We start from the raw sequence: 13,205 nt of genomic DNA, 5'->3' as shown, positions 1-13,205 counted from the left end.
AGGAGTCGATTCGATGGAAACGAAAACCTCTACCTTTACCGCCACACATGGTGTCATGACGCAAGAAGTCGGTGTCATCAGCGGTGAACTCGAACTCCGGACGACCTGTCAGGAGGACGGAACGTTGGAACTGAAGATTGCTTACGTCGGAGCGATAGACGTCTATACGTTACCTGGCAGTTATCGTGTCCACGACGTCCGGGATCATGACGTCATCCATCAGATGCTCGTCAATGTACTAGAGCGAACATAACGAAAAACTGACGCTGTCCAAGTTAATGGGCGGCGTCTGTTTTCGTTCTGCATATTCAAAATTAGATTGTCATTATTTACTAAAGCATGCGTTTTATCTGACGTTCTATCCGGTATAGTGAAAACAACGTCATTATCCTTTCGGGAGGAATACTTCATGCGAAACGTTTTGATCCCAACCGGTGTCATCTTTAGTGGTGCAGGTCTCTATATGGCACTAGAAAGTCACGTGCCTGCGTTACTCGTTACCGGCATCATCATGCTGTTTGGTTGTGGTATCGGTATCATCACGAAAGAAAAGTCGGAGTAATCTATAGGTCCAGTCAGGGGGATAATTATGATTCAACAATTCATCGAGGAACAGCAGTTACACGCTACTATTGGCGGGTTTATCGCTAAGTCTGTTGACCCGATCCTCGCCCACGTCAATCCATCACGTTTACAAGACAACGATCTTGTACTATTGATTCAAGCTGATCAATCGATTGTTGTCTCTTTTGCTAATTCACAAGACCAATCAGGTTGGACGCCACTATCACGAGAGCAGATTCATCAATCGAAAAGTCTACTCGCACCTAAGACATGCTATTTCAAAATTAAGCACGGTGAATATGCCGGAACCTATTTGATTTCACCAGATTTGATTGTGAATGATCAATTCAAGAGTGAGAAAGATTATTTAGAAGTTCTAACATCAACAACGAATAAGTGACTCATAAATGTTTTATCAAGACGATTTCGTCTTTAATCGGAACTCCCTTTTCATTGTAAAACGGGATTTCCGGTTTTATTTTGCGTGCAAGGTCCACGGCATTCGGAATTACCTGCGATATTGTATATCCCCGATGTTGATAGAAACGTATCGCATGCTCATTGTCATTTGTCGTAACGAGTGTCAGCAAGTTGCATTGTTGCTGTGTTGCCTTTTCCTCTACCACTTGCATCAATCGTGAACCGATTCCTTTGCCTTCTTCAAGACTATCCAGTGAAATGATTTCGCACGTCTGCGAAGAGATATGATAGGTGACAAGTCCAATGATTTCATGATCATCGTTAATGACATAAAATCCGTCTAAGAGACTGCAATCATGAACACCTGTCGACGTTACCATTTGTGAACTGCCCCAGTGCTTGGTAAAAAAGGCTTTGACCTGACTACGTGTTTCCTCTTCAATGACCTGAATAATCATTATGTCCTCCATTTATTTTTAATGTTTATTCTATGTAACGATTCCAAGTTAAATATTCATCTAAGTCTTTCCACGTTAATAGCGTATATGGAGTTCCCGCCTCTAATTTTATAGAGACATTTTCTGCTATTACTTTTATACGTTTAGCTGGGTTGTCTCTTTTTCCTGCAGGATAAACAGCTATTTTATTAAATAATAATTCCCCATCCGCCTGAGTTTCTTTCTTTAAATCTAATTGATTGATTTGATCTTTTGAAGGAATTTCTTTTCCTATCCAATCACATATTTCAAAAAGAGGATATCGATCCTTCGTCCACTGTTCAATGATTTCGATAACCTTAAGAATCATGAAATCACCTGATGTTAATTGATAACTAATCGCATCACCGGTCTTTAAATTTGTTTCAGCTATAAATCTCTTTGGTACTTTTTTGGCTTGTGGCTGAGGAGAGTTAAGTTTCTCCTTCAATTTATAAAGGATGACTTCGCGTTTCTTTTTCAATTTAGGATCTTCCTCCCAACGATCAAGGTCAACACCACTATCAATGATACGCAATGCCTCAATTTTCACTTCATCTTGAAGTCTTCCTAATTTCCATTGTATTAAGGCAAAAGATAACCAAAAAGCTGTAATTTCTTCATCGTCTATCTCATCTAGGTATTCTTCAATAACAACTTTCGTTGCTTCTTCATTCGTAAAGTTGTCGCCTAATAAATCCTTATATCTAAAGCTAATATCTTCTGCTATGTCATCAGACAATATCGCTACTCCCCAAGCTCCCATCTATTCTCCACCTCCATGATTTTCATGTCCTTTTTATTATTCGAAATATTGACTTATAAAAAAAGCATCAAAGACATTTAGGATGTACTTTGACGCTTCAGAATGATATTTATACGTTTACTTATGATAAGGCTCATTCCGATTAATTCGGTACGCCCGATAAATCTGTTCACAAAGGATCATCTTCATCAATTGATGCGGGAATGTCATCTTTGAAAACGAGATTGTATCATTCGCACGCTGCATCACTTCTGGTGCAAGACCGAGTGATCCACCGATGACGAAAGCAATTTTGCTCTTGCCGTATGTCGCGAGTTGATCGAGTTCTTTTGCAAACTGTTCGCTCGTCCGTTGTTTTCCTTCAATAGCAAGTGCAAGGACATGAACGTCCGGTCCAATCTTCGCTAAAATCCGTTCGCCCTCTTTTTTCTTCACTTGCGCCATCTCCGCTTCACTCAATTGCTCCGGTGCCTTTTCGTCCGGGACCTCGATTTCTTGGATTGAACAGTAAGCGCCGAGACGCTTCGTATATTCAGCGATCCCTTGCTTCAAATACTTCTCTTTTAGCTTTCCGACCGTAATAATGGTAATTTGCATCTTTTTTCTCGCTTTCTGACAGAAAATTCAGGAGTTATCCACAGAGTTATCCACAAATCCACATGTTGATATTTATTTTTTGCTTGACACAAGATATGTTGCCGACGCCTCGCAATATTCACACGTGATGTTTTTTTCTGGATTTAGCTGATCGAGAATCGGGTATTGTTCTGTTTCATCTACGATTTCGTCAAGCGCGAGCTCGACATGTTCTAAACAAACGTACTTATCCACAGGTTGTCTCCTCCTTTCACTTATCCACATTTATCCGCTTCCAGTATAACAAATATCAACCTTCCTGACCGGAAAAGGCGCAGGTTTCCTCACTCAAAAAAACCATCCACAGGTCGGACCTGTGGATGGTTTTTCAGGTTATACCTTACTGAACGGTTGGTGACTGGGCGGACAACTTCACATCTGCTGTCTGTTTTTCACCGCCCCGGTAGAACGTGACTTTGACCGTTTCGCCAACTTTTGCATCCCGGTAGAGGACGCTTTTCAGATCAGCGAACGATGCGATCGCTTTTCCGTTGATTTCGACGATGACATCGTTTGCCTTCATACCCGCTTTTTCGGCTCCGCTGTTACGTGTCAGACCGACGACGACGATTCCTTTCGTGACATCATTCGGTAATTTCAGACGATCTTCGCGGTATCCGCTTGGGAATTCCTGCACGTCGCGAATCTGAATCCCGAGCTGTGGACGAACGACTTCACCATTTTGCTCGAGATCACGCATGATTGGTAACGCTTCGTTGATCGGAATCGCAAATCCGACTCCTTCAACACTTGCTTCTGCAATTTTCATCGAGTTAATCCCGATCAATTGACCGGCTGTGTTAATGAGCGCTCCACCCGAGTTCCCCGGGTTGATCGCTGCATCGGTTTGGATGACTTCCGTGTTGAAGTCTTGCTGTCCATCCTTGTTCGTATCGACTGGAACTGTCCGTTCCTGCGCACTGATGACACCGCGTGTGACGGAGTTCGCGAAGATGCCGAGTGGGTTTCCGATCGCAAGCACCGTTTCACCGGCACGTAACGTATCCGAATCCCCCAGTTTTGCGACTTGTGTCACTTTCGATGAATCAATCGAGAGGACCGCTAAATCGTACGTCGGATCTTCGCCGAGGACTTTTGCCTCGAGTGCTGTTCCGTCGGATAACGTGACAGACAAGCGGCTCGCCCCTTCAACGACGTGGTAGTTCGTAACGACGTAGGCTTTATTGCCGTCTTTTTTATAGATGACGCCGGACCCTGCACCCGTTTCCTGATCGGTCCCTTGGAACGAGCTCTGAAGGTTCGTCACGCTCACGACGGCTTCCTTCGTCTTACCGACCGCACCGACGATGTCGGCTTCATCCTCCGTCGTCTGTGTCGCAGTCTGTTCCGCTGTCGTCGACGAAACCGGAGTCGGACTCGTCATCTCATCGCGGACGAACGGCCACGCGACGAGGGCGATCAACAAGGCTCCGACGATTCCGCCGATTAGACCGACGAAAAAGGCTTTTCCGGCACCGCGACGCCGTGGTGGTTCTGGTTGTTCTTCATATGGTTCACGATAAGGGCTGACCGGTTCGCTCGTTGCCGGCTGACGGGGCGGGAAGCCGCTCTCATCGGATGACTGTTCGTATCGTTCGGATTCGTTCCGTGGTTCTTCGGGTCGATCCATCGACATACGCCTCCTTTATGACTCTCTTTACACAAGTATACCCCCATCACGTGGCAAGTGAGCCAAATGTGGGGGTCTTTTGAGCATATTCAGTAATTTCCCATAATCAAAGCTTTAGGAGCGGTGTCGGAATAACCGGATCCGTGTCGAGAAGCTGAATCTTACTCAGATCGACGTCACGGCTCGCGAGCGTCTGGGAGACACTCATCCGGGCGAGTTCCTTCATGTTGTTGTCCTTGCTCAAGTGGGCCATGTGGATTCGTTTCGTCCGGTCATCCAGGACCTCACTCATCGCGATTGCGGCATCCTCGTTCGAGACGTGTCCGTAATCCCCGAGGATCCGTCGTTTGACGCTCCACGGGTAATGTCCCATCTGGAGCATGCCGATATCATGGTTCGCTTCGAAGATATAAGCATCAGCGCCCCGAATGACACCTTTCATCCGGTCCGAGACGTATCCGGTATCCGTGATGTGCGCCAATCGTTTTCCTTCGTGTGCGAACTGGAAGAACATCGGATCGGCTGCATCGTGACTGACGTTGAATGATTCGACTTCGATGTCACCGAACTGCTTGACCTCTCCGACTTCCCAGAGGAACTTCAGCGCCGGATCGATCTTACCGATCTTCGCTTCCATCGCTGCCCACGTCTTTTCATTCGCATAGAGCGGGATATTGTACTTCCGTGCCATGATGCCGACGCCTTTGATATGGTCGGAGTGTTCATGGGTGACGAACAGACCATCGATGCCATGTGGCGACCGGTCGATCTGGTCGAACAAGGCGAGCATCGCCTTGCCGGTCAATCCCGCGTCGACGAGCAAGCGGGTCTGTTCACTTTCGATATAGAGGGCGTTCCCCGTCGAGCCACTGGCCATGACGCTGTAGTGTAGGCTCATCGTGCATTCCTCATTTCTCTGAGACTGTATCCAATCGTTCGACGGTCTGGACACCGCCATCAATCGCATTGACGAAGTAGACTTCTTCATTATCGAGCTCGATTTGCCACGTCGGCGGCAGGATTTGGACCGATTCCGTACCTTCCGTGACGAGACAGAAATAACCGAGCTTGTGACTCGTCAACTGCTTCGATGCCGGGAACAAGCCTTGCTCCGACAACTGGACGATTGCTTCACTTGCTGATAACAACGTCACGTCCTGTGCTTGCCGGACGACCTTGTTCAAGTGGCGTTGTTTGTAGCTGACGATTTCCTTCGCATCGTTGAGCTGCAAGACGAGCAGGGACGGTCCGATCATCGCATCGTCCTCACGCGACTGCTGTGGTGTCGAATAGAGCGGCTGTCCCTTATACGTCTGAACGAATGTCATCTCCTGATACTTACTATCATACTTCCAAAATGTATATTCGGCACCATACCGAACGGACGCTTGAACGAACGATGAAGCAGAATCCCGCATCGTCTTCGTTTCGAGTCGATACGGTTTCGTCAACCGGACCGACCACTCGACATCATTCTTGACGGAGGCGACCGCATCACGAATCGGTGAACTCGCAAGTGGCGCTAGCGTCCGCGCATCAACTTCGGCTGTTAAATAGCCGATGTCCCGCGTGACCGGTTGTAGTTTCTTCTCGTCGATTTGACGATCCTTCAAGATCGATTTCCCGGTCGCACTCGTCGCGACGATCCGCGGCTCGACCATCCGGTCCATCAATTGAATGGCGAGGTAGACGTTCAGGATCAAAAAGGTCAGCATCAATAAGGTCTTCGCTTTACTCCAGTCCATTCATCCTCACCCCTCATTCCCGACAGCTTGATTGATCGATTGCCAGACGCCGTCGATTTTGATAAACCACGTCGGCTCAAAGACGGCATAACGGCTCGTTGAAATCTTATACGTCATCTCATATCCAATCCGGATTCCACTGATCTCTTTTAAGAGATCAGCACGGCTCAGACGTTCGAGAACCGTTTCAACGGCTGGCACCGTCTCTTCCCGAAGGATCAGCTTCCGCTTCGCTCGGAGCATGCTACGGCTGAGCGATCGGACTTGGTTCTCCTCATACATGATCTTGAGTGTCGCGAGATCGAACTTCGTCTGTTCGAGCAGCGGACCACTCTCCCCAAATACCGGATACCGGTTCAAGTACAACCGGAACGTCGCCGTCTGTTCCTCACTCTTTTTACTCATCTGATCAAAGTAATACCGGAAACCACTGCGCTGGGTATCTTGATCGAGCCAGCCCCCATGAATGTTGACATAGCTGACGAGCGTGCTGTAATCGACGGTCGAGCTTTGGGTATTCGGCGATAACGTGTTGAAGCGATAGACATTGTAGTTTCGGTCATACGTCGAAACGCTGACACCGTCTGTCAAGACGTCAAGATCATCCCGACTCTTGATCTGCTGGACGTTCGAGTTCTCGGCAAAAAAGGCACTCCGGATGCGATCAAGTGGTTTTGGCGATTGCCCGACCTCGTCATAGACGAAGACTTGCTCTAGTCGCGTCGTACCGCTCGCGACATACGTATAATCGCCACCTTTGAGTTCGACGCGTGTCATCGGTTTTTTCTTATCATGCGCGAACAGTCGCTTCAGAACCGTCTCATCGCCGACGAGCTTGAAGTCCTTCAGGCGACCGGTCGCCGACTCGAGACGGAGGATTGGTCCATCATAATCAAGTAAATAGAGCCGTTTGATCGGTTCCGAGAAGGCGATTTGTTTTTCTCCGAGTAACTCTTCAAGAATCGTCGCACTGATCGGTGTCGGGAAAATCATCTCGACACTCCGGTCACCGACCGGGATATTATTCGCTTTATCCGTCAAGACAAGAACACCGATGTTAAACGACGCACCGATGCGGTTAAGGAAGGTCCGACCGATGATTTGTGTCTGATAGATCCCTTCCTGATCCGCATAGACGAGTAGTTCCGGGTTGATCAGTTGGTTGCTTTCAATCGTCTTTGAGGCATCGATCTCGTTGAACGAGACCTGTTCCCGCTCGATTGATTCACTGCTTGGATGATAGGTCCAGAGCATCGCTGTCTGAGCGATCGAACCGGCGACAAGCAGGACGAGTAACAGCGAACTCCAGTGTTGTTTCTTCATCCGGCATCCACCTCTTCGATCACCTCATACGGAAGCGTGAAGTAAATCGTCGTGCCGCGTCCCCATTCACTTTCTGCCCAGATGTCGCCACCATGTGCTGAAACGACGTCTTTTGCGATCGACAGACCAAGACCGGTGCCGCCAATTTTACGGGCACGGGCTTTATCGACACGATAGAAGCGTTCGAAGATTTTTTGGAGATTCGCTTTCGGGATTCCGACACCTTCATCCTTGATGCTGATGACGATTCGTTTTGCCCGGAGCATCGTCCGGACGGTGATCGTTCCGCCTTCCGGTGAGTACTTGATTGCGTTCGTCAGGATGTTGTCTGCGACCTGAATCAATTTATCCTGATCCCCACGGATATAGACTTTCCGCTTCATGATCTTACGACGGAAATGAATCCGTTCCGGCTTCGTCATGTCATGGCGATCGAGAATCTCATTCAGGAACTGAATGTAATCGAAGCGGACCTTGTTCATTTTATATTCCTTACTGTCCATCTTCGACAGTTGTAAGAGATCGGTGACGAGGCGGATCATTCGCTCCGTCTCGTTTTGTGTCGTCTCAAGGAAACGCGGGGCAAGTTCCTCGTCCTGATACGCTCCTTCTGCTAAGGCTTCAAGATAGCTGCGCATCGTCGTCAGCGGTGTCCGGAGCTCATGACTGACGTTCGCGACGAATTCGCGACGATCCTGTTCGACTTGCTCCTGTTCCGTGACGTCATGCAGAACGACGATCATCCCCGTAATCGGACCACTGTGTTTCTTGACGGGCGAGAAGAATGCCCGAACGAGGAACAGTTCGTCCTCACTGCTGAAATCAAGCAGACGCGGTGGCATCGTACCGTCTTCCGGAATCATGAAATCGTCACCGAGTGCCAGTAAGTCCTTCAAGTTCGTGCCGACGACGCTCGCATCGTCAGCACCGACGATATCCTTCGCTTGGTCGTTCATCAAGATGACGCGCAGCGTCCGGTCCGTCGCGATGACGCCATCGGTCATGTTCTCTAGGACACTCGTCAACTTCCGCCGTTCAGCTTCCGTCGTCGCGTTTGCTTCGAGTAGCTCATCCGTCAATTCGTTGAAGGAACGGGCGAGTTGCCCGATCTCATCGTCCGAATAGACCTTAACCTTCCGCGAGAAGTTCCCGCGTCGCATCTCAATCGCTTGACGCCGCATATCGGAAATCGGGCGCGTGATCGTCCGCGACAGCAACACACCGAGAATTGACGTGATGACGAGGGCGATGACCGTTCCGGTCGCAAGAATCCGCGTAACCTGTTGCATCTGCGAATAGATTGACTCCATCGAGGCGCGAACATAAATCATACCGGTCGTTACGCCGTCTCGTTCCGAGGTGACCGGTACGGCAAAGATCCGGATCTTATCCTCTGATTCCGGATCAAGCACGGTGTCCGTCCGGGTCGAGCTCGTTGCCTGTGCCTTTTTAATCAGTGAATTCGTCGCCCGTTGTCCGACTGCTGATTGGTTCTCGTTATCCGATGTCGCTTGGATGATTGAGTCCTGGTCAATGATCTGGACTTCGAGGATGTCGTTCCTTGAGGTGGAGCCATTACTAAACTCAGACAGCAGTTGCCCTAGTGATTGGGACAACTGCCGCTTGGAGGCGTCATCATCGCCTGTTTTATCGAATTCCTTCCCGACGTTATAGGCGACAAGGCCTGCTCGGTCCTCGACCGACTTCGAGAAGTTCGTAATGTACTGCTTTTCAAGGGAACGAACGAAATAGACGCCAATGACCTGCATCGCCACTAAAATCAATAAGGCATAGATGACGACGAGTTTCCATTGGATGGATTTAAAGAAGTTCGTTCCTTTTAACATCGTTATTCATTCTCCCCGTCTTGGAGATAGTAGCCGACACCACGACGCGTCATGATATAGACAGGCGTACTTGGGTTGTCTTCGACTTTCTCACGGAGACGACGTACTGTCACGTCGACTGTCCGGACATCACCGAAGTAGTCATAGCCCCAGACCGTTTGCAACAAATGCTCACGTGTCATGACTTGACCGATGTTTTTCGCGAGGTAGTGCAACAATTCGAACTCACGTTGCGTCAGCTCGATCTTTTGATCCTTACGTGTCACCGTATGCGAATTCGTATCGATATACAGTTCTCCGACTTTGAGTGGACCTGGTCCAACCGGTTGTGGTGTAGCTTCAGGACTCGTGTTGCGTAAGTGGACTTTCACACGGGCAAGTAACTCGCGCGAGCTAAATGGCTTCGTCACGTAATCGTTCGCGCCAAGCTCAAGACCAAGTACCGTATCAATCTCGGAATCCTTCGCTGTCAACATGATGATTGGAATCTTCGACGTCTTCCGGACTTCTCGGCAGACTTCCATCCCGTCCATCAGCGGAAGCATGATGTCGAGTAACATCAAATCCGGTTTGAACTCCTCGAATTTCTCTAATGCCTCCACGCCGTCATTTGCGATCGCGACCTGGTAGCCTTCTTTTTCTAATTTAAACTTGAGTATATCTGCAATCGGTAACTCGTCATCGACGACTAGAATTTTGCGTTCCGTCACTGGGTGTGCCCCCTTAAAAATTTCTATTCAATCTATTTTACCTGTTTTTTCGGCATATAGAAAGGTGGCGACGGAAACTCCCGGCGCCACTCTCTCTGCTGTTCGTCGTCTCACGAGAGAGGTTCCACGTGAAACACTGTATTCAGTATACCTGTTTTTGCTTCCGTTTGTGAACCATTTCGCACAAAAAACAGCCTCTTGCAGGAAGCAAGAGGCTGTTGAGACTTATGCTTCTTCGTAGAGATCACGCAAGACGACTGTCTGTTCACGACCCGGTCCGACCGAGAACGTGACGAGTGAGATACCTGTCAGATCCGCAATCCGCTTAACGTAGTTCTGTGCGTTCAACGGTAGATCTTCAAAGCGACGGACACCTGTGATGTCCTCTTTCCAGCCTGGAAGTTCTTCGTAAATTGGAACACATGCTTCGAGATCACGGAAGCTTGCTGGGTACTCATCGATCTGTTTACCGTTGAATTCGTATGATGTACAGATTTTCAATGTGTCGAGTCCTGTCAAAACGTCGATCGAGTTGAGCGAAAGATCCGTCAATCCACTTGTACGGCGCGAGTGGCGAACAACGACCGAGTCGAACCAACCAACACGACGCGGACGTCCTGTCGTCGTTCCGTATTCACGACCGACTTCACGGATTTGATGACCGATGTCATCGAACAATTCCGTTGGGAACGGACCGTCACCGACTCGTGACGTGTACGCTTTACAGACACCAACGACGTGATCGATCCGAGCTGGACCAACACCGACACCTGATGCGACACCACCAGCTGATGCGTTCGATGATGTAACGAACGGATACGTTCCGTGGTCAAGGTCGAGTAAGACACCTTGTGCGCCTTCGAACAACACTTTTTCACCATGGTCGAGGCTATCGTTGACGACGACGGATGTATCGCAGACGTATTTCGCGAACTCTTGTCCATACGCATAGTACTCTTCGAAGATATCGTCGAACGCGATTGGTTCAGCGTCATACATCTTCGTGAACATGCGGTTCTTTTGGTCGAGAACGATCTTCAACTTCTCAGCGAACGTTTCTTTGTCGAGTAAGTCTGCCATCCGGATTCCGATTCGAGCGGCTTTATCCATGTAGCACGGTCCGATTCCTTTTAGCGTCGTTCCGACTTTTGCGTCGCCTTTCGCTTCTTCTTCTAACTGATCCTGCAACTGATGATACGGCAAGATGACATGCGCCCGATTCGAAATTAACAAGTTATCCGTTGAAACACCACGATCGTGCAGATACTTCAATTCCTTGACGAGTGATTTCGGGTTAACGACGAGACCGTTCCCGATGACACATTTCTTATCCGAGTAAAAAATACCTGATGGGATCAAGTGCAATTTGTACGTCTCGTTATTGAATACGATCGTATGTCCTGCATTGTCTCCACCTTGATAACGTGCTACGACGTCGGCTTGTTTCGAAAGAAAATCGGTGATTTTCCCTTTTCCTTCGTCGCCCCACTGTGTTCCGACTACTACTACTGATGACATCTTATCATCCACCTCCACGTACGATTCAAAACCACGACTAAGTGTAACGCGATAAAAAAAAGAAGTCAACCAAATACCGAACAATTAATTGTTACAATTCTCTTTCGTTCGTTTAATTATCGTTTTTGATAAATAAACTGAGAATCTTTAGGTGAAAATAAAAAAAGCTACGTTTTGTCTCCGATCGATCGAAGACAAAGCGTAGCTTGGATTAAGCTGGTGGCGCGTACGAGTTACTTGGCTCGAGATCCACAAACTTGTTGAATTCTTTTCGGAAGGCGAGTTTGACGGTACCGGTTGGACCATTCCGCTGTTTTGCGATGATGATCTCAATCGTATTCGCATCTTCCGTTTCTTTGTTGTAGTAATCGTCACGATACAAGAAGGCGACGATATCGGCATCTTGCTCGATCGCTCCCGATTCCCGGATATCCGACATCATCGGTCGCTTATCTTGACGACTCTCAACCCCACGGGAGAGCTGCGATAAGGCGATGACCGGGACTTCGAGTTCCCGCGCGAGTGATTTCAAGGAACGGGAAATTTCCGAAACCTCTTGTTGACGGTTGTCGCTTGAGCGACCGTTCCCTTGAATCAGCTGCAAGTAGTCGATCATGATCATCCCAAGACCGTGCTCCTGCTTCAAACGACGGCACTTTGCCCGGATATCGTTGACCCGAATCCCTGGTGTATCGTCGATGTAGATGCCGGCTTGAGACAGGTTACTCATCGCAAGCGATAACTTGCCCCAGTCCTCTTCTTCGAGTTGACCAGTCCGGAGTCGCTGCGCATCGACGTTTCCTTCGGCACAGAGCATCCGCATGACGAGCTGTTCGGCACCCATCTCAAGACTAAAGATGGCGACGTTCTCGTCAGCGCGTGTCGCGACGTTTTGCGAGATGTTCAAGGCAAACGCCGTCTTCCCGACCGATGGACGTGCTGCGACGATGATTAGATCGTTACGCTGGAATCCGGCCGTCATCTTATCGAGATCCTGGAAACCGGTCGGAATCCCCGTCGTCTCGCCGCTTTGTTTATGCAATTTATCAATCGTTGCATAGGCACTCGTCAAGACGTCCGAGATCGGGATGAAGCTCGCGCTCCCTTTTCCTTGTGATACTTCGAGAATCTTCCGTTCTGCCTCGTTCAGCAGGACATCGACCTCGTTTTGCCGCTCGTATCCGTCAGTGACGATTTCACCCGCCGTCCGAATGAGACGCCGAAGCGTCGACTTCTGGTCAACGACGTTGACGTAGTAATTGATGTTGGCTGCGGTTGGTACCCCTTCCGCTAGTTCCGCTAGATACGGTAGACCACCGATCTCATCTAGGATGCCAAGCGTACTGAGCTCGGCTGTGACCGTGACGAGGTCGATCGCTTCGCCTCGGTCGGACAGCACGAGCATCGCTTCGAAGATCCGTTGGTGAGAGGCACGGTAAAAGTCCTGCGGTAACAGACGTTCTGATGCACTGATCAAACGATCCGCATCAATCATGATCGCCCCTAGGACGGCTTGTTCTGCCTCGATACTTTGGGGAGGCATATTTTGCATGACTTCACTCATCACCGT

At 48.9% G+C, this 13,205-nt stretch carries 15 protein-coding genes; 3 read left to right on the top strand and 12 right to left on the bottom strand.

What is annotated here, in order from left to right:
• Positions 1-13 precede the first annotated feature (13 nt).
• The 3 genes from KNQ08_RS13420 to KNQ08_RS13410 all read left to right on the top strand — a co-directional run bounded on the left by KNQ08_RS13420 (position 14) and on the right by KNQ08_RS13410 (position 964).
• Positions 14-253, top strand: coding sequence for a hypothetical protein (locus KNQ08_RS13420; protein WP_023469834.1), 240 nt, complete (start codon positions 14-16; stop codon positions 251-253).
• A gap of 156 nt (positions 254-409) precedes the next feature.
• Complete coding sequence (locus KNQ08_RS13415; RefSeq protein WP_214806115.1) at positions 410-562, top strand: hypothetical protein; 153 nt, start codon at positions 410-412, stop codon at positions 560-562.
• Positions 563-589: 27 nt separating this feature from the next.
• Positions 590-964 (top strand): hypothetical protein, encoded by a 375-nt coding sequence (locus KNQ08_RS13410; protein WP_214806113.1) that lies wholly within the window; start codon positions 590-592, stop codon positions 962-964.
• Position 965: 1 nt separating this feature from the next.
• Here KNQ08_RS13410 and KNQ08_RS13405 read toward each other — a convergent pair whose 3' ends face one another.
• From KNQ08_RS13405 to dnaB, 12 genes are all read right to left on the bottom strand, one after another.
• Positions 966-1,442, bottom strand: coding sequence for a GNAT family N-acetyltransferase (locus tag KNQ08_RS13405; protein WP_195866089.1), 477 nt, complete (start codon positions 1,440-1,442; stop codon positions 966-968).
• Positions 1,443-1,467: 25 nt separating this feature from the next.
• On the bottom strand, positions 1,468-2,226 hold the full coding sequence (locus tag KNQ08_RS13400) for a hypothetical protein (RefSeq protein ID WP_214806111.1): 759 nt from the start codon (positions 2,224-2,226) through the stop codon (positions 1,468-1,470).
• 117 nt (positions 2,227-2,343) lie between these two features.
• A complete protein-coding gene (gene rlmH, locus KNQ08_RS13395; protein WP_214806109.1) occupies positions 2,344-2,823 on the bottom strand; it encodes a 23S rRNA (pseudouridine(1915)-N(3))-methyltransferase RlmH in 480 nt (159 codons plus the stop codon).
• 72 nt (positions 2,824-2,895) lie between these two features.
• Positions 2,896-3,057, bottom strand: a complete 162-nt coding sequence (locus KNQ08_RS13390; protein ID WP_071908844.1) for a CxxH/CxxC protein — start codon at positions 3,055-3,057, stop codon at positions 2,896-2,898.
• A 145-nt stretch (positions 3,058-3,202) separates the two neighbouring features.
• Complete coding sequence (locus tag KNQ08_RS13385; RefSeq protein WP_023469839.1) at positions 3,203-4,492, bottom strand: S1C family serine protease; 1,290 nt, start codon at positions 4,490-4,492, stop codon at positions 3,203-3,205.
• A 106-nt stretch (positions 4,493-4,598) separates the two neighbouring features.
• On the bottom strand, positions 4,599-5,390 hold the full coding sequence (locus KNQ08_RS13380; RefSeq protein WP_023469840.1) for an MBL fold metallo-hydrolase: 792 nt from the start codon (positions 5,388-5,390) through the stop codon (positions 4,599-4,601).
• Positions 5,391-5,400: 10 nt separating this feature from the next.
• The gene (locus KNQ08_RS13375; protein WP_214806107.1) at positions 5,401-6,237 is read right to left on the bottom strand and encodes a two-component system regulatory protein YycI; all 837 of its coding nucleotides are present in this window, start codon (positions 6,235-6,237) and stop codon (positions 5,401-5,403) included.
• A 6-nt stretch (positions 6,238-6,243) separates the two neighbouring features.
• The gene (yycH, locus tag KNQ08_RS13370) at positions 6,244-7,560 is read right to left on the bottom strand and encodes a two-component system activity regulator YycH (RefSeq protein ID WP_058713711.1); all 1,317 of its coding nucleotides are present in this window, start codon (positions 7,558-7,560) and stop codon (positions 6,244-6,246) included.
• A complete protein-coding gene (walK, locus tag KNQ08_RS13365; RefSeq protein WP_214806105.1) occupies positions 7,557-9,407 on the bottom strand; it encodes a cell wall metabolism sensor histidine kinase WalK in 1,851 nt (616 codons plus the stop codon). Before walK ends, yycH begins: the two co-directional genes overlap by 4 nt.
• Positions 9,408-9,409: 2 nt before the next feature.
• A complete protein-coding gene (yycF, locus tag KNQ08_RS13360) occupies positions 9,410-10,117 on the bottom strand; it encodes a response regulator YycF (protein WP_023469844.1) in 708 nt (235 codons plus the stop codon).
• Positions 10,118-10,342: 225 nt separating this feature from the next.
• On the bottom strand, positions 10,343-11,635 hold the full coding sequence (locus tag KNQ08_RS13355; protein WP_149428087.1) for an adenylosuccinate synthase: 1,293 nt from the start codon (positions 11,633-11,635) through the stop codon (positions 10,343-10,345).
• A gap of 211 nt (positions 11,636-11,846) precedes the next feature.
• On the bottom strand, positions 11,847-13,199 hold the full coding sequence (dnaB, locus tag KNQ08_RS13350; RefSeq protein ID WP_023469846.1) for a replicative DNA helicase: 1,353 nt from the start codon (positions 13,197-13,199) through the stop codon (positions 11,847-11,849).
• Positions 13,200-13,205 lie beyond the last annotated feature (6 nt).

This window comes from Exiguobacterium sp. s46 (assembly GCF_018618875.1).
Classification (GTDB): domain Bacteria; phylum Bacillota; class Bacilli; order Exiguobacteriales; family Exiguobacteriaceae; genus Exiguobacterium_A; species Exiguobacterium_A abrahamii.
Note: the sequence above shows the minus strand (reverse complement) of the source record. Positions and strands in the feature narration are given on the sequence as shown.